Source organism: Mycobacterium ulcerans subsp. shinshuense, from assembly GCF_002355775.1.
Classification (GTDB): Bacteria; Actinomycetota; Actinomycetes; order Mycobacteriales; family Mycobacteriaceae; genus Mycobacterium; species Mycobacterium marinum.
In genome coordinates, this window is record NZ_AP017624.1 from 1,848,298 (window position 1) to 1,873,801 (window position 25,504).

The window sequence follows — 25,504 nt, forward strand, 5'->3', positions numbered from 1 at the left end:
ACGACATGACGGTCACTAGCGCTGAGCTGCTCGATTACGACGAGGTCATTGCACGCTTCGATCCGGTGCTAGGCCTCGAGGTACACGTGGAGCTGTCCACCGCGACGAAGATGTTCTGCGGCTGCGCGACCACGTTCGGCGCCGAGCCCAACACGCAAGTTTGCCCGGTCTGCCTGGGTCTGCCCGGATCGTTGCCGGTGCTCAACCGGGTCGCTGTCGAGTCGACGATTCGCATCGGGTTGGCGCTCAACTGCGAGATCGTTCCCTGGTGCCGCTTCGCGCGGAAGAACTACTTCTACCCGGACATGCCCAAGAACTACCAGATTTCGCAGTACGACGAGCCGATCGCCATCAACGGCTACCTTGAAGCGCCGCTCGAAGACGGCAGCACCTGGCGGGTAGAGATCGAACGTGCCCACATGGAAGAGGACACCGGCAAACTCACCCACCTCGGCAGCGAGACGGGCCGTATCCACGGAGCGACGACCTCGCTCATCGACTACAACCGCGCCGGTGTGCCGCTCATCGAAATCGTGTCCAAGCCCATCGAAGGTGCCGGTGCCCGGGCGCCACAGGTCGCGCGGGCCTATGTGACGGCGTTGCGAGACCTATTGCGCGCATTGGACGTATCCGACGTGAGAATGGATCAAGGTTCGATGCGCTGCGATGCGAACGTGTCGCTAAAGCCTTCAGGCGCAGCGAAATTCGGTACTCGGACCGAGACCAAGAATGTCAACTCGCTCAAGAGCGTTGAAGTTGCCGTCCGCTACGAAATGCAGCGCCAAGCTGCCGTCCTGGAGGCCGGTGGGCAAATCACCCAGGAGACGCGGCACTTTCACGAGGCCGGCTACACGAGCCCGGGACGGGTCAAGGAGACGGCGGAGGACTATCGGTACTTCCCCGAGCCCGACCTGGAGCCCGTCGCACCCAGCCGCGAATTGGTGGAGCAATTGCGCCACACCATTCCGGAATTGCCGTGGTTGAGCCGCAAGCGAATTCAGCAAGAGTGGGGCATCTCCGACGAGGTGATGCGCGATCTGGTCAATGCCGGCGCGGTGGACCTGGTGGCCGCGACCATTGCGCATGGCGCTTCGAGCAAGGAGGCGCGCTCGTGGTGGGGCAACTTCCTTGTGCAAAAGGCCAATGAGGCCGGCATCGGCCTGGACGAATTGGCCATCACCCCGGCTCAGGTCGTGGCCGTCGTGGCATTGGTGGAAGCGGGCAAGTTGTCCAACAAACTGGCCCGCGAGGTCGTGGAGGGCGTGCTGGCCGGGGAAGGTGAGCCCGACCAGGTGATGTCCGCCCGTGGCCTGGAACTGGTCCGCGACGATTCGTTGACCCAGGCGGCGGTTGATGAGGCCCTGGCCGCCAATCCGGAAGTGGCGGAAAAGATTCGCGCCGGCAAGGTCGCGGCCGCCGGCGCGATCGTCGGGGCGGTGATGAAGGCCACCCGCGGCCAGGCCGATGCGGCTCGGGTGCGGGAGTTGGTGCTGGTGGCCTGCGGCCAGGCCTAGCTTCGCTGAGTGTTCGCTGACCAATCGTGAGAAAGAGTGTCACAACCGGCGTTGTGCATCCATGATGTTGATGTGGTCGGTGAACCGTTCGAAGACATGATGGCGATGCTGGACGCGCCGGTGTTTGTGGTGACAACCCAGGCCGACGCGGTCCCGTCGGGTTGCCTGGTCAGTTCTGCCACCCAGACCAGCGTGCAGCCACCAAGTTTCATGATCGGGATGCCCACCACCAGCCGCATGGTGGGGCCGGCGAGCCGCTCCGACTGTGTCGCGGTGCACGTGCTGGCCCGTCGTCACCAGGCCCTGGCCGAACTCTTCGGTAGCCAAGCGGGCGAGGAGGCTGACAAATTCGAACGTTGCTCGTGGCGCGCCGGTCCCTACGGCATGCCGATTCTCGACGATGCGGCCGCGTGGTTCGTCGGCAAGATCTTGAGCCGCAGCGACGTTGGCGACCACGTGGCCTACCTGCTGGAGCCGATTGCTGTCTGGGCTCCCGATGCCCCGGAAGAACTGCTCTACCTGTCCGACCTCGATATTGAGGACTTCGAACCCGGCCAGGAGGAGCCGACCCGGTTCCACAAACCCGCTGAGGTGACGCGCCGATACGGCGTGCGATTCACCCTCGACTATCCCTAGTCGCGCCCTAGTAGGGGCCCGATCGTCAGGTCTTGTCGTCGTTGTTGCGGGGGAATCCGCCGCCCTGCGGGAACAGCGGAAACACCACGTCATCAAGCTTCTCGGCATCGCCGGCGGTCCTGTTGACCGTGGCGCCCCAGACGTTGCCGTCCGGTGACATGCGCAATGCCCAGGCATGTGCGTGCGTGTCTTTGCGCACCACATCCGGCTCACCGGTGACCGCCCCGGTCGACGCCGCGAGCCGGACCGCCACCGTCAGCTTGGTTTCAATCAGGTTGACCAGCACGGTCCCGTCCATCGCCGCGCACCCGGCCACGCCGGGTTTGTCCGGCCAGGTCCACACCGTGGAAACCTCTGAGTTCTTGTTAATGCGCTGCAACCGATCCGCGGTCGGCGTGCGATCGGCGATGTAGAGCGAGCCGTCGACGGGGTCGATGCACATGCCGCCCCCCGAGCCGACGCCGGCCAGCGCCGTGGTGGGCGGGGCTTGCCCGATCGTGGTGGGCTGCTCGATCCGCAGCACCTTGCCCGCCAGCGAATTGGGATCGGCGGCCATCTCTGGGCTACCCGCGTCTCCGGTCATGACGACCAGCGTGGTGGGGCTGGTGAAGATCAACGCGCCGGTATTGCCGGTGGGGCCCTTGGGGATACCGGCCAGGATGTCCTTGGGGACATCGCCGTCGGCGATGCGGATCACCCGGTTATCGGTGGGCGTGCTGATGTAGGCGTACATCAACCGGTCCTGCGAATAGGTCGGCGAGAGCACGATATCCATCAAGCCGCCATCGCCGGCCGGGTCGACCGGGATGACCACCTTCACCTTGGGTTCTGCGCTGACCGACACCTCCTTGACGGCGCCGGTGGTGCGCTCGGCCACCAGTGCGGACTTGCTGTCCAAGCCCATGATCAAGCCGCTGGTGCTGTCCAGGCAGCCCTGCATCACTCCGGGGGCCGGGCATTCCTTGGGGAATGGTGTCGGAGGCAGCGGCGGCGGGGGAGGAGGCGTCGAACTCGGCTGAGGCCGCAGTTCGGGGTTGGTGGTGAACGGCTGGGATTGGGCGTCGTTGAACCGCGCGCAGCCGCTCGATACCAACGTCACCGCGCACAACGCAGCGAGCGCGTACCGAATCGGCCGCCGTATCCGCATGACCGACAGGCTACGGACATTGTCTGCGGCGCCGCCACCGGCCGCCACCGTGCGTCGTCGAGGCGGTTGTGCTCGCAGGCCCACCGCACTGGTTTGGATGACCGCGGTCCCTCGGCTGAGGGCCGATTTGAGGGTACCGGCGGACCCGTCGGGTACGAAGTGCGGATTTAACAGGCGAAAGCGCCGCTCAAATCCCCAATTCAGGTCTAGTTGCCCTTACCCTGGCACGAGTGACCAGTTCGAATGACTCACGTTGGCAACGACCGGACGATTCCCCTGGACCGATCCCGGGACGCCCCGTCACGGCGAGCCTGGTCGACCCCGAAGACGACTTGACCCCTGCGAAGTACTCGAGTGACTTTGGCAGCGCCGGAACCACCACCGTCATCCCGCCATACGACCCGACCAACTCGGGAGCTGTGCCTTCGGGATACAACCTGATGGACGCGCAGGAACCGTTGCCCTACGTCCAGCCCCAGCCGGGCGCGCGCCACATCCCGGCGACGCCCGCAGCTCTGGACATGGACGAGGACGACGAGCGGATACGCGCCGCCAGCCGGCGCGGGACCCAAAACTTCGGCCTTCTGATCCTGCGGGTTGGGCTGGGGGCGGTGCTGATCGCGCATGGATTGCAGAAGTTGTTCGGCTGGTGGGGCGGCTCCGGGGTGACCGCGTTCAAGAACTCGCTCTCAGATGTGGGCTTTCAGCATGCCGACATCCTGGCCTACGTAGGCGCCGGCGGCGAGATCGTCGTGGGAGTGCTGCTGGTTCTGGGCCTGTTCACGCCGCTGGCCGGGGCGGGCGCACTGGCCTTCCTGATCAACGGCACGCTCGCCAACGTTTCGGCGCGGCCGCATTCACAGTTCTTCTACTTCCTGCCCGACGGCCATGAGTACCAGATCACCCTGGTTGTGATGGCCGTCGCCGTCATCCTGAGCGGTCCCGGCCGCTATGGCCTCGACGCGGGCCGCGGCTGGGCGCACCGGCCGTTCATCGGGTCCTTCGTCGCCCTGCTAACGGGCATCGCCGCCGGTATCGCGATATGGGTGTTGCTCAACGGGGTGAATCCAGTCGCCTGAGCCCGGCCTCACCGGTACGGATTGGGGACGCGCCCTGAGCTGGCTTCGGTCAGCTGCGGCAGAGTCGCGAAGGTGACCGCGGGCAACCGCAGTTCACCGCCATTTCTGAGTTGGGCCCGCGCCCAGGAACCGCGGTTAAACCGCAAACCTTCGATGTCATCCCAGGCCACGGTGGTACTGCCCAGCAATGTCCGCGCGGTCACCCCGTTCTCGTCGGCGACCGTCCGCAGCCGGATGATCAGCGCCGAAACCAGCACCGGGAGAAGGAGCAGCGGAGCGCTTGGCGGCCAGGCCAGCACCGGTATCAGCAGACCCAGCGTCGCAAAGCCAACCGCAAGGTGCGCAATGGGCGACACCCTGATCACCACCGCCGTTTGAGTAGTCACCCTCGTATCATTCCATCGCCGCGCAATCGGGTCCGTCTGGCCATGTCGGGGCGGTGGCGCCGGTGCGGACCGGCGCCGAAGCCGACGGTGAACACCAGCTCGAGGCCTCGGATTTGACGGTTGAGCTGTGCGAAGGCTACCGTCAGACGCTATGGATACCGCCGGAACCCCCGGAAAGCTTGTAGTACTTGGTCGGCGCGTTGTTGCCTGACTAGGTCAATCGAGCACCAACGCGCAACCCTCGTGCAGCAGCTGAGCTGACGGGGGTTTTTTGTTGCCTAACCAACGAGACTTCGACAGCGAAGCGGGACAAAGGACTAGAAGGACAGTGAGCGCACCGACCAAGCGACACTCCCCGACATCAGAGCCGCAGCCGCGCGGCGTGGCAGCTGGCGTGAACTCTTCGCCGGTTCACTCGAAACATGTTGCACCGGAGCAGCTTACCGGCGCCCAGTCGGTCATCCGGTCGCTGGAAGAACTCGACGTCGAGATCATCTTCGGGATTCCCGGCGGTGCCGTCCTGCCGGTGTATGACCCGCTGTTCGACTCGCAGAAGCTACGTCACGTGCTGGTCCGTCACGAACAGGGCGCCGGTCACGCGGCCAGCGGCTACGCGCATGCCACCGGCAAGGTCGGGGTGTGCATGGCGACCTCGGGCCCGGGCGCGACGAACCTGGTGACTCCGCTGGCCGACGCCCAGATGGACTCGATCCCGGTGGTCGCCATCACCGGTCAGGTTGGCCGCGGGTTGATCGGCACCGACGCCTTCCAGGAAGCCGACATCTCTGGCATCACGATGCCGATCACCAAGCACAACTTCTTGGTTCGCACCGGTGACGACATCCCTCGGGTGCTGGCCGAGGCCTTCCACATCGCGGCCTCGGGGCGCCCCGGCGCTGTGCTGGTCGACATCCCCAAGGACGTGTTGCAGGCCCAGTGCACGTTCAGCTGGCCGCCGCAGATGGATCTGCCGGGTTACAAGCCGAACACCAAGCCGCACAACCGGCAGATCCGTGAGGCCGCCAAGCTGATCGGGGCCGCGCGCAAGCCCGTGCTGTACGTGGGCGGCGGCGTCATTCGTGGCGAGGCGACCGAGCAGCTGGCCGAGTTGGCCGAACTGACCGGCATTCCGGTGGTCACCACCCTGATGGCGCGTGGCGCGTTTCCTGACAGCCACCGCCAGAACATGGGCATGCCGGGCATGCACGGCACGGTGGCCGCGGTGGCGGCCCTGCAGCGCAGCGACCTGCTGATCGCCCTGGGCACCCGCTTCGACGACCGGGTCACCGGAAAGCTCGACTCCTTCGCCCCCGAGGCCAAGGTGATCCACGCCGACATCGACCCTGCCGAGATCGGCAAGAACCGCAACGCCGATGTTCCGATCGTGGGTGACGTTCAGGCCGTTATCACCGAGCTGATCGCGATGCTGCGCCACTACGACATTCCGGGCAACATCGAGATGTCCGAATGGCTGGCGTACCTGGAGGGTGTGCGGGCGACGTATCCGCTGAGCTACGGACCTCAAAGTGACGGCAGCCTGGGCCCGGAATACGTGATCGAGAAGCTGGGCGAGATCGCCGGCCCCGACGCCATCTATGTCGCCGGAGTCGGGCAGCACCAGATGTGGGCGGCACAGTTCATCAAGTACGAGAAGCCGCGCACCTGGCTCAACTCCGGCGGGCTGGGCACGATGGGCTTCGCCATCCCGGCGGCCATGGGTGCCAAGATCGCGCTGCCCGACACCGAGGTCTGGGCGATCGACGGCGACGGATGCTTCCAGATGACCAATCAGGAACTGGCCACCTGCGCGATCGAGGGCATCCCGATCAAGGTCGCACTGATCAACAACGGCAACCTGGGCATGGTGCGGCAGTGGCAGAATCTGTTCTACGAGGAGCGCTACTCACAAACCGACCTCGCCACCCACTCACACCGCATCCCAGACTTCGTCAAGCTGGCCGAGGCCCTGGGCTGTGTGGGATTGCGTTGCGAGCGAGAAGAAGATGTCGCCGACGTGATCAACCAGGCCAGGGAGATCAGTGATCGGCCAGTGGTCATCGACTTCATCGTCGGTGCCGATGCGCAGGTCTGGCCGATGGTTGCCGCCGGAACCAGCAACGACGAGATCCAGGCGGCCCGCGGCATCAGCCCGCTGTTCGACGACGAGAGCGAAGGGCACGCCTGATGAGCACGAAGACTCACACCTTGTCGGTGCTGGTCGAAGACGAGCCCGGTGTGTTGGCGCGCGTCGCGGCGCTGTTCTCGCGGCGTGGTTTCAACATTGAGTCGTTGGCTGTGGGTGCTACCGAGCAGAAGGACATGTCGCGGATGACCATCGTGGTCTCCGCCGAGGCGACTCCGCTCGAGCAGATCACCAAGCAGCTCAACAAGTTGATCAACGTCATCAAGATCATCGAGCAGGATGACGACCACTCGGTGGCCCGGGAACTGGCGCTGATCAAGGTTCGGGCGGATGCGGGCACCCGCAGTCAGGTGATTGAAGCGGTAAATCTGTTCCGTGGCAAGATCATTGACGTATCGCCGGAATCGCTGACCATCGAGGCCACTGGCGACCGCGGCAAGCTGGAAGCGTTGCTTCGAGTACTGGAGCCGTTCGGCATCCGCGAAATCGCCCAGTCCGGAATGGTGGCGTTGTCCCGCGGTCCGCGCGGCATCGGCACCGCCGCCAAGTAAATTCGTACGTTTCGAAAAGACAAGTAAGAAGGAGATATTCACGTGGCAGACGTGTCATCCCAGGCATTGGAGATGTTCTACGACGATGACGCCGACCTTTCGATCATCCAGGGCCGCAAGGTCGGTGTGATCGGCTACGGCAGCCAGGGACATGCGCACTCGCTGAGTCTGCGCGACTCGGGTGTCCAGGTGCGGGTCGGGCTCAAAGAGGGCTCGAAGTCGCGGGCCAAGGTCGAGGAGCAGGGCATCGAGGTCGATACGCCGGCCAAGGTGGCCGAGTGGGCCGACGTCATCATGGTGCTGGCACCCGACACCGCCCAGGCCGAGATCTTTGCCAACGACATCGAGCCCAACCTCAAGCCCGGTGACGCCTTGTTCTTCGGTCACGGCCTCAACGTCCACTTCGGCCTGATCAAGCCGCCGGCCGACGTCACCGTGGCCATGGTGGCCCCGAAGGGGCCCGGCCACCTGGTGCGCCGTCAGTTCGTCGACGGCAAGGGCGTGCCGTGTCTGATCGCGGTCGACCAGGACCCGACCGGCAAGGGTGAGGCGCTGGCGTTGTCCTATGCCAAGGCGATCGGCGGCACTCGGGCCGGCGTCATCAAGACCACCTTCAAAGACGAGACCGAGACCGACCTGTTCGGCGAACAGGCCGTGTTGTGCGGTGGCACAGAGGAACTGGTGAAGACCGGTTTCGACGTGATGGTCGAGGCGGGCTACCCGCCGGAGATGGCCTACTTCGAGGTGCTGCACGAGCTCAAGCTGATCGTCGACCTGATGTACGAGGGCGGCATCGCCCGGATGAACTACTCGGTGTCGGACACCGCGGAGTTCGGTGGCTACCTGTCCGGTCCGCGCGTGATCGACGCGGGCACCAAGGAGCGGATGCGCGCCATCTTGCGCGACATCCAGAGCGGCGACTTCGTCAAGAAGCTGGTCGCCAACGTCGAGGGCGGCAACAAGCAACTCGAGGCGCTGCGCAAGGAGAACGCCGAGCACCCGATCGAGGTCACCGGTAAGAAGCTGCGCGACCTGATGAGCTGGGTGGACCGCCCGATCACCGAGACGGCCTAGCCCTTTGCGGCTCACGGCGCCGAGCGTCACACCAGCGTGGCGCTCGGCGATCGGGCTTAGCCGGAGGCGAGCCGATCGGCGGTGTGCACCACGCGGCGCGCCAGGTGGTCCAAAGCGTTGGCGGTCGGCTCGTCGATGTCGTTGATGTTGTCGTGGGTGGCCACCAGGCTCGTTCCGTAGGGATTGCCGTCGATGAACTTGAGCGCGTCGGTGTACCCCGGCGCCACGATGATGCCCCCGAAATGCATCAGCGTGACATACAACGTGAGCAGGGTGGTCTCTTGACCGCCGTGGGCGGTGTTGGTTGAGGTGTAGGCCGCGTAAATCTTGTCGGCCAGCTTGCCTTCGGCCCACAGCCCGCCGAGTGAGTCGAGGAACTCGCGCAGCTGTGCCGCGACCGATCCGAAATGGGTGGGTGAACCGAAAATGACCGCGTCGGCCCACACGATGTCGTCTCCGGTGGCAGCCGGAAGGTCTTTGGTCGCTTCGTAGTTGGCTGACCACGCGGGATTGTGGGCGAATGAATCGGGGTCGCGGGTTTCGGCGACGTGTCGCACCCGTACCTCGGCGCCGGCGGACTCGGCCGCGGCGGCGACGTGCCGCGCCATCGTTGTCCCGTGGCCGGTGGCCGAGTAGTAAATGACCGCGAGTTTTGTCATAGCGATAGCTTAGGCATTTCGGCAATCCCAAACTCGCGACGCAAGAGCGTGCGCGCACAGTAGTAGCCGGCCATGCCATGGACCCCGGCGCCGGGTGGGGTTGCGGCCGAACACAGGTACACCTTCGGAATCGGTGTGCGCCAAGGATTTAGCCGCGGGGTGGGGCCAGCCATCGCTCGCCAGACGGAGTTTGCCCCCACTGCGATGTCGCCGCCCACGTAGTTGGCGTTGTGCGCGGCCATCGCGGCCGCGGGCACGCTGCGAGCCGCCACCACGACGTCACGGAAGCCGGGCGCGAACCGTTCGACGACACGACACACCGCCTCGGTGGCATCGACGGAAAACCCCGCCGGCACATGGGCGTAGGTCCAAAATGGCCGGTGGCCGCCGTCGTCGACGCGGCCGGGATCGGACGTGTGGGGCGAGGACGCCAGCACCATCGGCCAATCGGCGTGGCGCCCGGCGGCGATTTCTGCTTCGGCGTGCGCCATCTGTTCGCGCGTACCGCCGAGGTGAAATGTCGGGGCCGTCGCGATCCGGTCATCCGACCACGGGATGTCGCCGTTGAGCACGAAGTCGACCTTGGCTACCCCGGATCCAAATCGGTACCGGCGCAATGCGGTCGCGTACCGGTTGGGGATCGTGTCCCGATACACCTGCAGCAATGCCGTGGGTGCGGTGTCGAAGACGGCGACGCCCTGGGGCGGTTCGGTCACCTCGATCCCGGCGGTCATCTCGCCGCCGTGCGCGCGCAGATCGGCGATCAGCGCGTCGGGAATCACCTGGCTGCCGCCGATCGGGATGGGCCAGCCGACCCTATGGGCCAGGGTGGCCAGCATCAGCCCCGCGCCGGCCGACACCAGCGAAGGCAGCGGCGAAATAGCGTGGGCAGCAACGCCGGTGAACAATGCGCGGGCATCTTCGCCAGCGAGTCCGCGCCATGCTGGGGTGCCCTGCGCCAGGACGCGTAGACCCAGATGCATGGCGGGGCGCAGCGCGGTGGGTACCGACCGCTTGTCGCCGAGTAGCAAATCGACCGCGGCGTCGCAGTTCTCTACGAGCGGGCCCAGCAAGCGCTCCCAGGATGGGCCATGCTCGAGTTCGGCGCAGGTTTGCCGCAGATCGCGGTAGGCGATCGCCGCTGGGCGGTCCGGCAGCGGGTTGGCATAGGAGATGTGCGGCACGGCCAGCCGCACGCCCCGGGCGGCCAGATCGAACTCGACAAAAAACGGCGACGCCGGCGCCAGTGGGTGCACCGCTGAGCACACGTCGTGCAGGACTCCGGGAAATTCGAAGTCAGCTGCCGTGCGGGAGCCGCCACCGAAGGTCTGTTGGGCCTCTATGACCTGCACTCTTAGACCTGTGCGAGCACAGATCACCGCTGCGGTCAACCCGTTGGGCCCGCTGCCGACGACGGTGACGTCCACCCCATGATTACAGCCGACTACGCTGGCCGCGTGAACCTCCCTGTTGTGTTAATAGCCGACAAACTTGCTCAATCAACAGTCGCTGCCCTGGGAGACCAGGTCGAGGTGCGCTGGGTGGACGGTCCTGACCGGGAAAAGCTGCTGGCCGCGGTGCCCGAGGCCGACGCGTTGTTGGTGCGTTCGGCCACCACGGTCGACGCCGAGGTACTTGCCGCGGCGACCAAGCTCAAGATCGTCGCGCGCGCCGGCGTGGGGCTGGATAACGTCGACGTGGATGCGGCTACCACGCGCGGTGTGCTGGTGGTCAACGCTCCCACCTCCAACATTCACAGCGCCGCCGAGCATGCGATGGCGCTGCTGCTGGCCGCCGCTCGCCAGATCCCGGCCGCCGACGCCTCATTGCGCGAGCACACCTGGAAGCGGTCATCGTTTTCCGGTGCGGAGATCTTCGGCAAGACCGTCGGGGTGGTGGGTCTGGGCCGGATCGGGCAGTTGGTCGCACAGCGGGTCGAGGCGTTCGGTGCCCATGTGGTCGCCTACGACCCCTACGTGTCGCCCGCGCGCGCGGCTCAGCTGGGCATTGAGCTGCTGCCCCTGGACGACCTGCTGGCCCGTGCCGACTTCATCTCGGTGCACCTGCCCAAGACGCCCGAGACGGCCGGCCTGCTCGGCAAGGAGGCGCTGGCCAAGACCAAGCCCGGCGTCATCATCGTCAACGCCGCACGCGGCGGACTGATCGACGAGTCAGCGCTGGCGGAGGCCATCACCAGCGGCCACGTCCGTGGGGCCGGGCTCGACGTGTTCGCCACCGAACCGTGCACCGACAGCCCGCTGTTCGAGCTACCGCAGGTCGTGGTCACACCGCATTTGGGGGCCTCCACCGCCGAGGCCCAGGACCGGGCCGGAACCGACGTCGCCGCCAGCGTGAAGCTGGCGCTGGCCGGTGAGTTCGTTCCCGACGCGGTGAACATCGCCGGTGGTGCGGTCAACGAGGAGGTGGCCCCGTGGCTGGATCTGGCCTGCAAACTCGGGGTACTGGCCGCCGCGCTGTCCGATGAACCACCGGTGTCGCTGTCGGTTCAGGCCCGTGGCGAGCTGGCGTCTGAAGACGTCGAGGTGCTCAAGCTGTCGGCACTGCGCGGTATGTTCTCGGCGGTCGTCGAAGGCCCGGTGACCTTCGTCAATGCGCCGGCGCTGGCCGCCGAACGCGGTGTTTTCGTCGAGATCAGCAAGGCCTCCGAGAGCCCCAACCACCGCAGCGTCGTCGACGTGCGTGTCGTCGGGGCGGACGGCTCGGTGGTGAGCGTCTCGGGCACGTTGTACGGCGCGCAGTTGACCCACAAGATCGTTCAGATCAACGGCCGGCACTTCGACCTGCGGGCCGAGGGGACCAACCTGATCGTCAACTACGTCGACCAGCCGGGGGCTTTGGGCAAGATCGGCACGCTGCTGGGTGCGGCCGGGGTGAACATCCATGCCGCGCAGCTCTCCGAGGACGTGGAGGGCCCGGGCGCCACCGTTCTGCTGCGCCTGGACCAGGATGTGCCTGAGGATGTGCGTTCGGCCATCGCCGCCGCGGTGGGCGCCAACAGGCTTGAAGTTGTCGATCTCTCGTGAGCCGCGGCGGTGACGGCGTGCAGCGAAACGACGTGGGGGCAGGAGAGCGATACCGATGAAATTAGCGATCGTTGCCGGTGACGGGATCGGTCCCGAGGTGGCGGCCCAAGCGGTCAAGATCCTCGACGTGGTCCAGCCGGGTGTCGAGAAGACGAACTATGACCTGGGTGCACGGCGTTTTCATGCCACCGGCGAGATATTGCCGGATTCGGTGATCGCGGAGTTACGCGAGCACGATGCCATCTTGTTGGGCGCGATCGGTGACCCGTCGGTGCCCAGCGGCGTGCTCGAGCGGGGTCTGCTACTACGGCTTCGATTCGAGCTGGACCACCACATCAATCTTCGTCCGGGTCGGCTGTATCCGGGAGTGAAGAGCCCGTTGGCGTTGGAGCCGGGCAATCCCGAGATCGACTTCGTGGTGGTGCGTGAGGGAACGGAAGGCCCTTACACCGGAAACGGCGGCGCGATCCGGGTCGGCACGGCCAATGAGGTTGCCACCGAGGTCAGCGTGAACACCGCGTTCGGGGTGCGCAGAGTGGTGCGGGACGCCTTCGAACGAGCCATGCGGCGGCGCAAGCACCTGACCCTGGTGCACAAGAACAACGTGCTGACCTTTGCGGGCTCGCTGTGGTGGCGGACCGTGCAGGAGATCGGCGAAGAGTATCCCGATGTCGAGTTGGCCTACCAGCACGTCGATGCGGCGACCATCCACATGGTTACCGATCCCGGCCGCTTTGACGTGATCGTCACCGACAACTTGTTCGGCGACATCATCACCGACCTGGCGGCGGCCGTGTGCGGTGGAATCGGCCTGGCCGCCAGCGGAAACATCGATGCGACCCGGACCAACCCGTCGATGTTCGAGCCGGTGCACGGAAGTGCGCCCGATATCGCCGGTCAGGGCATCGCCGATCCGACCGCGGCCATCATGTCGGTGTCGCTGCTGCTTGCCCACCTGGGCCTGGACGACGCGGCTAGCCGGGTGGATCGGGCGGTCGAGGGTTACTTGGCAACTCGCGGGAACGAACGGCTTGCCACCGCCGCAGTCGGCGAGCGGATTGCGGCCGCTCTCTAGGCTCCAACCCGGGCGGACGTAGCCGGGTGGGAACCAGCGGTATCGCTGCCAGCGGGAACAACCCGCACAGTCCCCAGGCCAGTGGGTAGGCAGCCGTGGTGATCAGCGCACCGAAGATGGGAGGCCCGGCGGCCGCCATCAGGCGCTGAGTGGTGTTTTGAACGCCCAATGCGCGTCCGCTCCAGTACGGCCCGGCGTATTCCGTGATCGCGGTTGCCTGCAGCCCATTGTCGAGCACTGCGATCACCGTGATCGTGATCATCAGTAGGACGTCATACCGGGAGCCCTCGTCGTCGACGAGCGCGAGCAGGAACAGGGCGGCAGCCGACGCGATCGCGATGACGCGCACCGGTCGCATCCGCGAACCCACGCGGTCGGACCAGCGGCCTACCGCGATGCGGCCCAGCGCGCCCAGCAGCTGCGAGACGGTCACCAGGATTCCGGCAGTGGCAACCGGCCAGCCGTGATGATTCATCAGCCAAACCAGCATGAACGTGACGGTCACGGTCTGGGGCATCATCAGCAGCGCCGAGGACGCATGAATTCGCCACAACACCGCCGAACCCCGATACGGGCTGGCAAGTTCTTCCTTGCTGGCCACTTTGCGGGACTTGCGGGGCGGGTCGACCACGCCGACCAGGCTGGCTACCGCGGCGATCGTGCAAAAGGCAGCGGGAAACATCAACGCGTTGTGAATGCTGTGTTCGGCCAGCTCGGGGATCACCAGCGCACCTAGGGCGATTCCCAGTGGTTGCGCCGTCTGACGGATACCCATCGCCAACCCACGTTGATGGGGCGGAAACCAGCCGGACACCAACCGGCCGCCGGCGCTGTTACAGCTGGCGGCCGCCATGCCGCCGAGGAACAGATAGATGCCCATCAACAACAGCGAATCCACCGATGCCGCGGCATAGGCGGCGATCGCGGTGAGCGCCGAGCCCACGGTCATCACGATCTGCTCGCCGACGTGGTCCAACACATAGCCCCAGGCGACCAGCGTTACCACCATGCCCCAGCTGGGCATGGACGCCAGCAGACCCGCCTCGGCCAGCGGGGTGTCGCGCGCGTTTTCCAACCGGGGGATCAGGAAGGCGACACCGTTGATGAATAGAAATGAGCTTGCTGTGACGATCAGCGAGACGAGCACAATCCACCACCGCGCGGAAAGACTCAGTTCCTGTGTGGCGCTCGACTCATCAGGCACTAGCTAATGCTTGCACACCTCTGCGCTGTCGGGTGGCGCAGCGGGATCGGCGGACTCGGCGCAGGGCGCCATCGAATCGCTTTCCAGTAAGATCGCCGGGCCGCAGCGCGCCCAGGCCCGCTGGGTGGGATTGCGGGGCTTCTCATCGGGCCGTGCCAGCCCGAATCGTCGCCCCGCTAGGCTCATCCGAATGCGCCTTGGACGTATTGCCAGCCCTGACGGGGTCGCCTTCGCGAGCATCGAAGGCGAGTTAGACAATCCGGGTGCGATGACCGCCCGGGAGATCGCGGAGCACCCTTTCGGGACGCCGAACTTCACCGGCCGCTCGTGGCCGTTGGCCGATGTGCGGCTGCTGGCCCCGATACTTGCCAGCAAGGTGGTCTGTGTCGGCAAGAACTACACCGATCACATCGCGGAGATGGGCGGCCAAACCGGTCCGACGCCGGCGGATCCGGTGATATTCCTCAAGTCCAACACGGCGATCGTCGGTCCGAACGTGCCGATTCGGTTGCCCGCCAACGCATCACCAGTCCACTTCGAAGGCGAACTGGCGATTGTGATCGGCCGGCCGTGTAAGGACGTCTCGGCCGCGCAGGCGGTCGACAACATCCTCGGCTACACCATCGGCAATGACGTGTCCGCCCGCGATCAGCAGAAATCCGACGGGCAATGGACCCGGGCCAAAGGCCATGACACATTCTGTCCGGTCGGGCCATGGATCGTTACCGATGTCGACCCTGCCGACCTCGAACTGCGCACCGAAGTCAATGGTGCGGTCAAGCAGCACGCGCGTACCTCGCTGATGATCCACGATGTGGGTGCCATCGTGGAGTGGATCTCGGCGGTAATGACATTGCTGCCCGGTGATCTCATCCTCACCGGAACACCCGCGGGGGTCGGTCCCATCGAAGACGGTGACACCGTCTCCATCACCATCGAGGGGATCGGCACCCTGACCAACCCCGTAGTCCGTAAAGGAAAGTCGTGACTTCATCCAGCGTCCGGGTCCGATTCTGCCCGTCGCCCACCGGTATCCCTCATGTTGGAATGGTTCGCACCGCGCTGTTCAACTGGGCCTATGCCCGGCACACCGGTGGCACCTTTGTTTTTCGCATCGAGGACACCGACGCCGCACGCGATAGTGAGGAAAGCTATCTCGCCCTGCTCGACGCGTTGCGCTGGCTGGGCTTGGACTGGGATGAGGGGCCCGAGGTGGACGGGCCCTACGGGCCCTATCGGCAGTCGCAGCGCACCGAGATCTATCACGACGTAGTGGCCAAGCTGTTGACGGCGGGTGAGGCCTATTACGCCTTCTCGACGCCCGAGGAGGTCGAAGCCCGCCACATCGCCGCCGGCCGCAACCCCAAGTTGGGTTACGACAACTTCGACCGTCAGCTGACCGATTCCCAGCGCGCGGCCTACCTGGTCGAAGGCCGTAAGCCAGTGGTGCGGCTGCGGATGCCCGACACCGATCTGGCTTGGCATGACCTGGTGCGTGGGCCGACCACCTTCGCGGCGGGCTCGGTGCCCGACTTCGCGTTGACCCGGGCAACCGGAGATCCGTTGTACACCTTGGTCAACCCCTGCGACGACGCGCTAATGAAGATCACCCACGTGCTGCGCGGCGAGGACCTGCTGCCGTCCACGCCGCGCCAGATCGCGCTATACCAGGCGCTGATGCGCATCGGGATTGCCGAGCGCGTTCCGGAATTCGCGCACTTGCCAACGGTATTGGGGGATGGGACCAAAAAGCTCTCCAAGCGGGACCCGCAGTCCAATCTGTTTGCCCACCGCGACCGGGGCTTCATTCCCGAAGGCTTGCTCAACTACCTTGCGCTGCTCGGCTGGGCCATCGCCGATGACCACGATCTGTTCAGCCTGGATGAGATGGTGGCCGCGTTCGATGTGGCCGACGTGAATTCCAACCCGGCGCGCTTCGATCAGAAGAAGGCTGACGCGATCAATGCCGAGCACATCCGGATGCTCGACGTCGCGGATTTCACCGCCAGATTGCGCGCGTACCTGGATACCCACGGCCATCAGCTCGCGCTGGACGACGCGGCGTTCGCCGTCGCCGCGGAGTTGGTGCAGACCCGCATCGTGGTACTCGAGGATGCGTGGGCATTGCTGAAGTTCCTCAATGACGACCGGTACGCGATCGACCCCAAAGCCGCGGCCAAGGAGCTGGGGCCCGACGCCGGCCCAGTGCTAGACGCCGCTATCGCGGCGCTTGACGGTGCGGCCGACTGGACCACTGCCGACATCGAGGCGGCCCTCAAGACCGCGTTGATCGAGGGTATGGCCCTCAAACCGCGCAAGGCGTTCGGCCCGATCCGGGTTGCCGCCACCGGCACCACGGTTAGTCCGCCGCTGTGTGAATCACTGGAACTGCTCGGCCGCGAACGTAGTTTGGGCAGGCTCCGATCGGCGCGCGATCAGGTCGGTTCGCCCTAGTGTGACGAGAATCGAAGGCGCCATGCGCAATACCGGCTGAGTCTTTGGTAGTGTGCACGTCGGCCGACAATGGTTGGCAGTAGTGGGGTCGCGATGCGGGTAAATCTCGCAGATCCGCTCTGACCAGCTGTTTTAGGCCAAAATGGGGTATGGTGTAATTGGCAACACAGCTGATTCTGGTTCAGCCATTCTAGGTTCGAGTCCTGGTACCCCAGCAAAAGCCCACCAGTGCAAGCGATTAGGTGGGCTTATCCGGGTGAGCTATGCTGACTGCTCGGATTGGTTCTGGCCCCGTCGTCTAGCGGCCTAGGACGCCGCCCTCTCACGGCGGTAGCGTGGGTTCGAATCCCATCGGGGCTACAACAGAACAAGTGCGTTACCGGTCGGTCCGACCGGTACCCAGCACAGCCGGCGCGGTGCTGCCTCCGACCGGCATGGGCGGCAGCCCGAGCTTGCGGTGGTCCCAGGATCGGGTTCGGTGGCTGAGGATCCGAACGCCGACGCGTTTGTTCATCATCTGGTCGACCATGGGCTTCACGTCGTCGGTGTAGGGCCCGGTGTAGCGTTCCCACACGCTGACCCCCACCCGGTGCAGCGCCTCGGGATCGTCGATTATCTCGGCGACACCCTCGAAGGAAACCCCGCGCAACGTGTCATAGGTATTGCCGTCTTCGAGCAGGAAGCTCACCCGCGGATCCCGTTTGAGATTGACGGCCTTTTGTGACTTGGCCTTGGTCTCCAGCCAGATCTCACCGTCGACCACGGCGTACCACATCGCGGTCAGGTGGGGCTGGCCGTTCGGCCCGATCGTGGCCAGTGTGCCGGTGCGACTGGTGGTGACGAAGTTGGCGATTTCAGCCTCGGACATGACGATGTCTGCGCGCTGCTTTGTTCCCATTCGGTCAGTGTGGCAGGCACGGGCTCAATCCCTACCGGCGGACGGCCTGCCAGCAGCGACCGCGGTGCCGCGAACTTCGGTGACCGCCCCGGCCGCGGGCCATGGTAGAAAGCCGAAACAGCAGCTCAACAATTCTCTGAAGGGGGCTAGCGGTGTCGCTGAATACCCGTCTCACAGAATTCCTCGGAGTCCAACACCCGATCCTGCTGGCACCGATGGCAATGACGTCGGGGGGCCGGCTCGCTGCGGCGGTGACCGCCGCGGGTGGCCTGGGCCTGATCGGTGGAGGCTATGGCGAGGCCGAGTGGCTGCAGCGCCAGTTGGAGCAGGCGCAGGGGCAACGGGTCGGATGTGGGTTCATTACCTGGAGCCTCGCCCGCAATCCCGAGCTGCTCGACCTGATCCTGGCCGCGAACCCGGCGGCGATCATGTTGTCGTTCGGTGATCCACACAACTTCGCCGGCCCCATCCACGATGCCGGCATTCCGCTGATCTGCCAAATACATACCCGCGAGCAGGCGCTGCGTGTGCTGGAAGTCGGTCCGGACATCATCGTGGCCCAGGGCAGCGAGTCAGGTGGACACGGAATGAGTGTGCGCTCCACTTTCACGCTGGTTCCCGACGTGGTGGACCTGGTTGCCCAACGCTCGGCCGAAACGCTGGTCGTGGCGGCCGGGGGGATCGCCGATGGCCGCGGGCTGGCAGCAGCGCTGGCGCTGGGCGCAGACGGCGCCCTGGTGGGTGCCAGATTCTGGGCTTGCCCAGAGGCGCTGGTATCGCCGCGAGCCCACCAGCGGGCGGTGGAGGCCAGCGGGGACGACACCATCCGTACCCGCGTCTACGACATTGTGCGGCAGCGGGATTGGCCGGCGGAATACGATCTTCGGTTGCTCAGCAACTCGTTGAGCCAGGCATGGCATGGCAACGAATCCGAACTGATACGGCGACTGCCGGACCTGCTGGGCGCCTTCGAAAACGCGGTCGCGGCAGAGGACTTCGAGATGGCCACGGTGCTGGTTGGCGAGGCGGTAGGTCTGATCTCGAGAGTTGGCCCCGCCGCTGACATCGTGTCCGAGATGGTCTGCGATGCCACCCGGATACTGAACCGGTCGGGTTAGCCGCCGGCGGCGGGCACGTTCGACGTCAAGCCAGCACAGACGTCGCGGCCGCACCGGGACTGGCCGTAACGGCCGGCGGCGAAGCGGCGTGCGTGGGTACCCGGCGCGGCCACCAGAACCAGCGGCCGAGCAGGGCCGCGATGGCGGGCATCATGAAAGAGCGGACAACCAGGGTGTCGAACAACAGTCCGATCATGATGGTGGTGCCGACCTGGCCGACCACGCGCAGGTCGCTGGTGAGCATGGAGCCCATCGTGAAGGCAAACACCAGTCCGGCGATGGTGACGACGCGGCCGGTGCTGGCCATGGCTCGGATCATGCCGGTCTTGAGGCCGGCGCCGATCTCTTCCTGGAATCGGGCGACCAGCAGCAGGTTGTAGTCCGATCCGACGGCCAGCATGACGATCACGGCCATGGGCAGCACCAGCCAGTGCAGCGGCATGTGCAAGATGTGCTGCCACAACAGGACCGAGAGTCCAAAGGCGGCGCCCAGCGAGAGTGCCACCGTGCCGACGATGACCGCGGAGGCCACAACGCTTCTGGTGATGGCCAGCATGACCACGAAGATCAGACACAGGGTGGCCACCACCGCGATCAGTAGGTCATAGGTGCTGCCCTCGCTGATGTCCTTGTAGGTGGCCGCGGTGCCGGCCAGGTAGATGTTGGCGGCTGCCAGTGGGGTTCCTTTCACCGCCTCGCTCGCGGCCAGCAGGATCGGGTCGATGTGGGCGATTCCCTCGGCGGTGGCGGGATCGCCCTTGTGGGTGATGATGAACCGGGCCGCGGTGCCGTCGGGGGATAGGAACAGGGTCAGACCCCGTTGAAAGTCGGGATTGTCGAAGGCTTCCGGCGGCAGATAGAAGGAGTCGTCGTTCTTGGAGGCGTCGAGGGCCTGCCCCATGACGGTGGCGTTGCGGGTCATGTCGTCCGTTTGGGTGATCAGTGCCGAGAAGGTGCTGGCCGTGGTTTGGGTGAGGCTCTTCACGGTTTGCATGGTGGCGATCATCGGGGACAGCAGGGCGAGCAGTTTGGGTTGGAGTTCGTCGATGCGATCGAGGTCGTCGGTGAGCGTGCCGACGTCTTCGCTGAGCTTGTCGACGCCGTCGATCGCGTCGAACAGGGACCGCAGTGACCAACAGATCGGGATGTCCGAACAGTGGCGTTCCCAGTAGAAATAGCTTCTGATGGGTCGCCACAGGTCGTCGAATTCGGCGATCTGATCACGCAGTTGATCGGTGTTGGCCTGCATCTGCTTGTTGTGGGTGAGCATGTCGTGGCTGGCGTCGTTGAGCTGTTGGGTCAGTTCTTGTTGGCGCGCCGCGATATCGATCATGTGTTGCAGCTCATCGTGATGGTGTACATGTCGGCGACGCGGGCTTTGAGGTAACCCATGTTCTCGATGGTCATGGCGTTTTGCATGTTGAGCTGAAACGGGATCGAGCTGTGGTCGAGCGGTGAGCCCAGTGGCCTGGTGATGCCTTGGACACGTGCGATGCCGGGAAGGTGGAACACGCCTTTGGCGATCCGGTCCAGCAGCATCATGTCGGTGGGATTGCGCAGATCGTGGTTCGCCTCGATCATCAGCACTTCGGGTTCCATGCGGGCCGGGGGGAAGTGGCGGTCCGATGCGCGGTAGCCGATGTTGGAGGGGGCGCCGGCCGGGATGTAATGGCGCTCGTTGTAGTTGGTTTGGTACTTGGGCAGGGCGAGCAGTCCGATCAGCGAGATCAGTGCCGCGGCGACCAGGACCGGGCCCGGCCAGCGCACCACGATGGTGCCGATGCGACGCCAACGCCGGGTTGTGGTGGCGCGTTTGGGTTCGAATACGCCGAATTTGGTTGTTAGGGCGATGACTGCCGGCGCCAGGGTCAATGAGGCCAGGATCACCGCCAGCAGACCGATCGAGCATGGTGACCCGAGGGTTTGGAAGTAGGGGAGCCTGGTGAAGCTCAGGCAGTACATCGCTCCGGCGACGGTCAGCCCGGATCCCAAGACGACGTGACTTGTCCCGCGGAACATGGTGTAGTACGCGAGCTCTCGGTCCTGGCCGGCCATCCGGGCCTCTTGGTAGAGGCCGACTAGAAAGATGATGTAGTCCGTCGACGCCGCGATCGTCAGTGCCGTCAAGACATTGATGGCGAAGGTCGATAGGCCAATCAGGTCGTTGGCGGCCAGCGCAGCGATCACGTCGCGTGCCGCAAGCAGCTCGATCCCGACTGTGAGCAGCATCACCACAACGGCCGCAATCGATCGATAGGCGATCAACAGCACGATGGTGATCACCGCAATCGTGACCGCGGTCAACCGTTGCAGACTGCTGTTGCCGGACGTGTCTTGATCGGCGCCGAGTGCACCGGGGCCGGTCAGGTAGGCCTTGATTCCGGGCGGCGGCGGCACATCGTCGAGGATCCGCGCAACTGCGGCAACGGAATCGTTGGTTCTGGCACTGCCCAGGCCACCGGTGAGGTACAGCTGCACATAGGTGGCCTTGCCGTCGACGCTTTGCGAACCCGCGGCCGTGAGCCTGTCGCCCCAGAAATTGTCGATGTGTTGGATGTTCGTCTTGTCCTGCGACAGCTTGGCAATTAGTGCGTCGTAGTAGCGGTGAGCTTCGTCGCCGAGTTTGGCATTGCTCTCCAGCACGATCATCGTGGTGTTGTCGGAGTCGAACTGCTGAAAGTCTTTGCCGATGCGCCGCATCGCGATCGGTGACGGAGCATCACTGGGGCTCAACGACACCGAATGCTCTTTGGCGACCTCTTCTAGTTGTGGTGCCAGCAGGTTGGCGCCGACGGTGAGCGCGATCCAGAGCAAAATGACCGGTAGCGAAAACTTTTGGATAGTCCGGGCGATAAAGGGGCGCCCCGCGCTGTGTGCCGGCGTCACGCAGATTTCACTAGGCAACTAGTCGCGGCATCGTGGGCATCGGCCGTGCGCTCGGCGCGGACCACGCCGTTGACGGTGATGCGACAGCTCAGGGTCGCGCTGTTGCCCTGCGCCACGAGATGGGCAACCACCGAGGTCAGTGTGGTCACGATGGTCAACGACCACGGGATCGCGGCGTTGGCGACTTCGTGTGGTTCGGCCTGGGCATCGAGGTAATTGACCGTGACGACCGTTCCCGGAGGACCAACAGGGCTCCGGCGTTGTTGATTAGCAGGCTTGTGAGCTGGGTTGATGATCTTTGGTGCCGCGCTATTGGGGCCGGAGTGTAGGCACGGGCTATCTGGAGAACGATCGAGTTGGTTACTGTTCGTCGTTGGTCTGGAGTTGCCCGTGCCTATCGTTTCAGTATTGCCTGTGTCGTCGGTTCCAGAGGTGTTCGACCGCTGGAGTCCTGGTGAGCGCAGCGAGCTCATCGGATCGGAGTTTCTCGATGTGTTGGCCTCGGTGCCAGACCCGAGGGGCCCACGCGGTCGGAGGTATTCGCTGATGGCTTTGTTGGCGATCGCGGTTCTGGCCACTGCCGCGGGGATGCGCGGCTATGCTGGTTTTGCCACATGGGCGGCCACCGCTCCCGATGATGTGTTGGCCCAATTAGGGGTCCGGTTCCGGCGGCCCAGTGAGAAGACCTTCCGCGCTGTTTTGTCTCGGCTAGACCCCGCCGACCTCAACGCCAGGATGGGCAGTTACTTCACTGCACACGTGGCCAGCAGCGACCCCAGTGGATTGGTGCCGATCGCGTTGGACGGCAAGATGCTGCGTGGTGCTTTACGCGCCAAAGCGACAGCCACGCATCTCGTGTCGGTGTTCGCCCACCGTGCCCGATTGGTGCTCGGTCAACTCGCTGTCGCCGAGAAAAGCAATGAAATTCCCTGCGTACGTGCCCTGCTCACGCTGCTGCCGGGTAGCTTGCGGTGGCTGGTCACCGTGGATGCGATGCATACCCAGGTCGTCACCGCGAAGTTGATCTGCGCCACCTTGAAGTCGCACTACCTGATGATCGTCAAGTCCAACCAAGCCAAAATACTTGCGCGTATCACCGCGCTGCCCTGGGCCGAGGTGCCCGCAGCCGCTACCGACGACTCCCGCGGCCACGGCCGTGTCGAGACCCGCACCCTGCAAATCATCACCGCTGCACGAGGAATCGGCTTCCCCTACGCAAAACAAATCATCCGGATCACTCGTGAACGCTTGATCACCGCCACCGACCAGCGCAGCGTGGAGGTGGTCTATGCCATCTGCAGCCTGCCGTTCGAGCACGCCCGCCCTACCGCGATCATGACCTGGATGCGTCAACACTGGGGAATCGAGAACAGCCTGCACTGGATACGCGACGTCACCTTCGACGAAGACCGTCAAAGGGCACATACCGGAAACGGCGCACAGGTCCTAGCAACGCTACGCAACACCGCGATCAATCTGCACCGCCTCAACGGCGCCGACAACATCGCCGAAGCCTGCCGGATCACCGCTTTGACCGCCAACCGCCGCCTAGACCTCCTCAATCCACAATTCCCCAGCTCACAAGCCTGCTAATCAACAACGCCGGAGCCCTGGGAGGACCAAAAACCTCGTAGCGAACGTACTTCGGGTTGAACGCGACAATGGCGTCGGAGTTGCCCGCATCCGGCACATATCGATGTGAGCCGAAGACGCCATGCAAGCGCATTACCACCGATGCCCCGACAATTGCGACGAGGATCATCACGATCGGCACCCACATTCGCCTAAAAAGGCTGACCATTGAACCCCCGTTCGGTATCGCCCGGTCGTCGCGTTATGCGACGAACCCATCGTGACCATGAGGGCACCGTGATTGCGCCGCGAGGCGGGTAAATTCTTGCATTTCATCGGACCGGCTCGCGCCCGAATCCTGGGAACAAAGCGGGTGAAACTACGCGCTGGGGCGGGTCCGCCGCCGAGAGGGCGTCATCGGGTCGCGGTGCCCGAAGGCGACATCGCTCAGGTGGGCGCATTATCGAGCTGCGGGATGGTCCGGTTTCCGGTCAATTCCTTGTAGACGGCCGCGATGGCTTTTACCGTCGGCTCGACATCAGCGATGTCGTGGCCCGCGGTTGAGATCAAGCGCAGTTGAACGATCCCGGGCGGTACCACCGGATAGGTCACCGCTGAGCAGAATATTCCGTGCTTATGGCGCAATTCGGTCAAGAATGCGAGAGCCGACAGCGGGTCCATCGGCAGGTACACCGGCGTGATGAGAGAGTTCGCTTTCCCGATGTTGAGACCTTCTTCGGTCAGCGAGGCCTGAAGTTTGCCGGCCACCGCGTGCGCTCGTCGGCGCAGGTCGTCGCTACGCCGCAGCAACCCCAAACGCACCCGGTTACCCGCGACGATCGGCCAGGGCAAGCCGCGGGAGAAGATCTGGGACCGCATCGTGTAGCGAAGCTTCCAAATGACATCGGCCTGTGATGCGACGAATGCTCCGGCGCCCGCGGCGGCCTTGGTGAAGGTGCCGAAATAGAGGTCGATATCGTCCTGGACGCCCTGTTGTTCCCCGGTGCCGCCGCCGTTGGGGCCGAGAACGCCGAATCCATGTGCGTCGTCAACGAGCAACCGGAAGTCGTACTGCTGCTTGAGTGCCGCGATTTCGCGCAATGCGCCCTGATCGCCGGACATTCCGAAGACTCCCTCTGTGACCACCAACACCCCGGAGTCGGGGCCCCGCACCCGGTTGATTTCGGCCAGGTGTGTCTCGAGTTGGTCAATGTCGTTGTGGGCGAACATTCGGGTCCGTTCACCGCGTTTACGGTGCAATCGAATCCCATCGATGATGCAGGCATGGTTTTCCGCATCCGACACGATCCAGTCCACCTCGGTGGTCAGGGAGTCAATCAGCGAGATCATGCCTTGATAGCCATAGTTGAGGACCAGTGCTGCCGGTTTTTGCGCATAGTCGGCCAGTTCGCTCTCGAGTAGCTCGAGATCGTCGGTTTCGCCGGACATCATTCTCGAGCCCATGGAGTCGCCAGTCCGTAGCGGCCTGCGAACTCGGCATCGGCCGCCCGGACTTCGGGATGATCGGCCAGCCCAAGGTAGTTGTTGAGGTTCCAGATGATGTATTCATCGTCGCGCCACGTCATTCGCGTGCCGGCGGCTCCGCCTAACTTGGGAAATGTCGCTATCCCGTGGATGGCACGTGAAAGTTGAAACAGCGGATCCTGATCTGCGACAAGTTTGGCGAATAGATCCATGGTTCCCCCATGATTGGTTGGCTCTGCGAGCTACGAGGATGTCGACGAGACAGCGGCTTGGTGCCCGGCGGTAACGGATCAGGTTGCCGACGGTGGAGCCGGGTAGTGCTTGGTGGTTGCGGCCCGAGGCGGTCGGGGATTGCTCACCGCCCAAGCCGTGCCGCGTCAGGTGAGCGTGGCCGGTAAGCCGCTCGCGTTTCGCCAAAGCGCGGATTCGGCAAAATTGTGCGCACCCGAGCGTCGTTGCAGCGCCGGCACTCCGGCGCAGACGGCGCCGCATCCTGGATCGCCGCTACGAGGATCGAGCGCATCTGATTGGTCCTGACCTAATGTGCGAACGGTCGGCGAGCGCGGCCGTGTGGTTCCG

22 protein-coding genes, 2 tRNA genes and 2 pseudogenes are annotated in these 25,504 nt (G+C 64.6%); 15 read left to right on the forward strand and 11 right to left on the reverse strand.

Going from position 1 to position 25,504, the window contains the following annotated elements; translation table 11 throughout:
* The first annotated feature begins 5 nt into the window (after positions 1-5).
* Positions 6-1,514 (forward strand): Asp-tRNA(Asn)/Glu-tRNA(Gln) amidotransferase subunit GatB, encoded by a 1,509-nt coding sequence (gene gatB / locus SHTP_RS08505; RefSeq protein ID WP_096370319.1) that lies wholly within the window; start codon positions 6-8, stop codon positions 1,512-1,514.
* A 36-nt stretch (positions 1,515-1,550) separates the two neighbouring features.
* Complete coding sequence (locus tag SHTP_RS08510) at positions 1,551-2,150, forward strand: flavin reductase family protein (RefSeq protein ID WP_096370320.1); 600 nt, start codon at positions 1,551-1,553, stop codon at positions 2,148-2,150.
* 25 nt (positions 2,151-2,175) lie between these two features.
* Here the strand turns inward: SHTP_RS08510 and SHTP_RS08515 are convergent, their stop codons facing one another.
* A complete protein-coding gene (locus SHTP_RS08515) occupies positions 2,176-3,297 on the reverse strand; it encodes a PQQ-dependent sugar dehydrogenase (RefSeq protein ID WP_096372391.1) in 1,122 nt (373 codons plus the stop codon).
* A gap of 230 nt (positions 3,298-3,527) precedes the next feature.
* Here SHTP_RS08515 and SHTP_RS08520 point away from each other — a divergent pair, with 230 nt between their 5' ends.
* Complete coding sequence (locus SHTP_RS08520) at positions 3,528-4,376, forward strand: DoxX family protein (protein WP_096370321.1); 849 nt, start codon at positions 3,528-3,530, stop codon at positions 4,374-4,376.
* Between the two features lie 8 nt (positions 4,377-4,384).
* On the opposite strand, the gene SHTP_RS08525 is transcribed toward SHTP_RS08520, so the two are convergent.
* Positions 4,385-4,744, reverse strand: coding sequence for a PH domain-containing protein (locus SHTP_RS08525; RefSeq protein ID WP_373120878.1), 360 nt, complete (start codon positions 4,742-4,744; stop codon positions 4,385-4,387).
* Between the two features lie 80 nt (positions 4,745-4,824).
* On the opposite strand from SHTP_RS08525, the gene SHTP_RS29740 reads away from it, so the two are divergent.
* From SHTP_RS29740 to ilvC, 4 genes are all read left to right on the forward strand, one after another.
* Positions 4,825-4,947: a hypothetical protein gene (locus tag SHTP_RS29740; RefSeq protein ID WP_020728169.1), complete on the forward strand. Its 123-nt coding sequence runs from the start codon at positions 4,825-4,827 to the stop codon at positions 4,945-4,947.
* A gap of 143 nt (positions 4,948-5,090) precedes the next feature.
* Positions 5,091-6,947, forward strand: coding sequence for an acetolactate synthase large subunit (locus SHTP_RS08530; protein ID WP_096370322.1), 1,857 nt, complete (start codon positions 5,091-5,093; stop codon positions 6,945-6,947).
* Entirely contained in the window at positions 6,947-7,456 is a 510-nt protein-coding gene (gene ilvN, locus SHTP_RS08535) for an acetolactate synthase small subunit (protein WP_096370323.1), read from the forward strand. The genes SHTP_RS08530 and ilvN overlap by 1 nt, the downstream gene beginning before the upstream one ends.
* Before the next feature lie 72 nt (positions 7,457-7,528).
* Positions 7,529-8,530, forward strand: coding sequence for a ketol-acid reductoisomerase (gene ilvC / locus SHTP_RS08540; RefSeq protein WP_036450759.1), 1,002 nt, complete (start codon positions 7,529-7,531; stop codon positions 8,528-8,530).
* A 56-nt stretch (positions 8,531-8,586) separates the two neighbouring features.
* Here ilvC and wrbA read toward each other — a convergent pair whose 3' ends face one another.
* Positions 8,587-9,189 (reverse strand): NAD(P)H:quinone oxidoreductase, encoded by a 603-nt coding sequence (wrbA, locus tag SHTP_RS08545; RefSeq protein WP_096370324.1) that lies wholly within the window; start codon positions 9,187-9,189, stop codon positions 8,587-8,589.
* Positions 9,186-10,616 carry a phytoene desaturase family protein gene (locus SHTP_RS08550; RefSeq protein WP_096370325.1) on the reverse strand — a complete coding sequence of 477 codons (1,431 nt, stop codon included), beginning with the start codon at positions 10,614-10,616 and terminating at the stop codon, positions 9,186-9,188. The genes wrbA and SHTP_RS08550 overlap by 4 nt, the downstream gene beginning before the upstream one ends.
* Before the next feature lie 30 nt (positions 10,617-10,646).
* On the opposite strand from SHTP_RS08550, the gene serA reads away from it, so the two are divergent.
* A complete protein-coding gene (gene serA, locus SHTP_RS08555) occupies positions 10,647-12,233 on the forward strand; it encodes a phosphoglycerate dehydrogenase (RefSeq protein WP_096370326.1) in 1,587 nt (528 codons plus the stop codon).
* Between the two features lie 55 nt (positions 12,234-12,288).
* Positions 12,289-13,308, forward strand: a complete 1,020-nt coding sequence (locus tag SHTP_RS08560; RefSeq protein ID WP_096370327.1) for a 3-isopropylmalate dehydrogenase — start codon at positions 12,289-12,291, stop codon at positions 13,306-13,308.
* Here the strand turns inward: SHTP_RS08560 and SHTP_RS08565 are convergent.
* Complete coding sequence (locus tag SHTP_RS08565; RefSeq protein WP_172900655.1) at positions 13,208-14,482, reverse strand: MFS transporter; 1,275 nt, start codon at positions 14,480-14,482, stop codon at positions 13,208-13,210. The two genes, SHTP_RS08560 and SHTP_RS08565, sit on opposite strands and share 101 nt — an antisense overlap.
* A 220-nt stretch (positions 14,483-14,702) precedes the next feature.
* On the opposite strand from SHTP_RS08565, the gene SHTP_RS08570 reads away from it, so the two are divergent.
* From SHTP_RS08570 to SHTP_RS08585, 4 genes are all read left to right on the forward strand, one after another.
* Positions 14,703-15,500, forward strand: a complete 798-nt coding sequence (locus SHTP_RS08570) for a fumarylacetoacetate hydrolase family protein (RefSeq protein WP_096370329.1) — start codon at positions 14,703-14,705, stop codon at positions 15,498-15,500.
* A complete protein-coding gene (gene gltX, locus SHTP_RS08575; protein WP_096370330.1) occupies positions 15,497-16,966 on the forward strand; it encodes a glutamate--tRNA ligase in 1,470 nt (489 codons plus the stop codon). The genes SHTP_RS08570 and gltX overlap by 4 nt, the downstream gene beginning before the upstream one ends.
* Positions 16,967-17,109: 143 nt before the next feature.
* A tRNA-Gln gene (locus tag SHTP_RS08580) sits at positions 17,110-17,181 on the forward strand.
* Between the two features lie 72 nt (positions 17,182-17,253).
* Positions 17,254-17,326: transfer RNA gene (locus SHTP_RS08585), tRNA-Glu, on the forward strand.
* Positions 17,327-17,342: 16 nt separating this feature from the next.
* On the opposite strand, the gene SHTP_RS08590 is transcribed toward SHTP_RS08585, so the two are convergent.
* Positions 17,343-17,864: a pyridoxamine 5'-phosphate oxidase family protein gene (locus tag SHTP_RS08590; RefSeq protein ID WP_011740027.1), complete on the reverse strand. Its 522-nt coding sequence runs from the start codon at positions 17,862-17,864 to the stop codon at positions 17,343-17,345.
* Between the two features lie 152 nt (positions 17,865-18,016).
* On the opposite strand from SHTP_RS08590, the gene SHTP_RS08595 reads away from it, so the two are divergent.
* Complete coding sequence (locus SHTP_RS08595) at positions 18,017-18,982, forward strand: NAD(P)H-dependent flavin oxidoreductase (RefSeq protein ID WP_096370331.1); 966 nt, start codon at positions 18,017-18,019, stop codon at positions 18,980-18,982.
* A gap of 25 nt (positions 18,983-19,007) precedes the next feature.
* Here the strand turns inward: SHTP_RS08595 and SHTP_RS08600 are convergent.
* Positions 19,008-21,868: pseudogene (locus SHTP_RS08600) on the reverse strand (MMPL/RND family transporter).
* Positions 21,865-22,113: pseudogene (locus tag SHTP_RS08605) on the reverse strand (MmpS family transport accessory protein); the annotation flags it as partial. The pseudogenes SHTP_RS08600 and SHTP_RS08605, both read right to left, overlap by 4 nt.
* 145 nt (positions 22,114-22,258) lie before the next feature.
* Here SHTP_RS08605 and SHTP_RS08610 point away from each other — a divergent pair.
* Positions 22,259-23,461, forward strand: coding sequence for an ISAs1-like element IS2404/ISMul1 family transposase (locus SHTP_RS08610; protein ID WP_420872973.1), 1,203 nt, complete (start codon positions 22,259-22,261; stop codon positions 23,459-23,461).
* Here the strand turns inward: SHTP_RS08610 and SHTP_RS08615 are convergent.
* The 3 genes from SHTP_RS08615 to SHTP_RS28735 form a co-directional block, all read right to left on the reverse strand.
* Positions 23,427-23,648, reverse strand: coding sequence for an MmpS family transport accessory protein (locus tag SHTP_RS08615; protein WP_231991732.1), 222 nt, complete (start codon positions 23,646-23,648; stop codon positions 23,427-23,429). The two genes, SHTP_RS08610 and SHTP_RS08615, sit on opposite strands and share 35 nt — an antisense overlap.
* Before the next feature lie 239 nt (positions 23,649-23,887).
* On the reverse strand, positions 23,888-24,889 hold the full coding sequence (locus SHTP_RS08620) for an aminotransferase class I/II-fold pyridoxal phosphate-dependent enzyme (RefSeq protein ID WP_231991326.1): 1,002 nt from the start codon (positions 24,887-24,889) through the stop codon (positions 23,888-23,890).
* Positions 24,889-25,137, reverse strand: a complete 249-nt coding sequence (locus SHTP_RS28735) for a hypothetical protein (protein WP_231991327.1) — start codon at positions 25,135-25,137, stop codon at positions 24,889-24,891. Before SHTP_RS28735 ends, SHTP_RS08620 begins: the two co-directional genes overlap by 1 nt.
* Between the last annotated feature and the right edge of the window lie 367 nt (positions 25,138-25,504).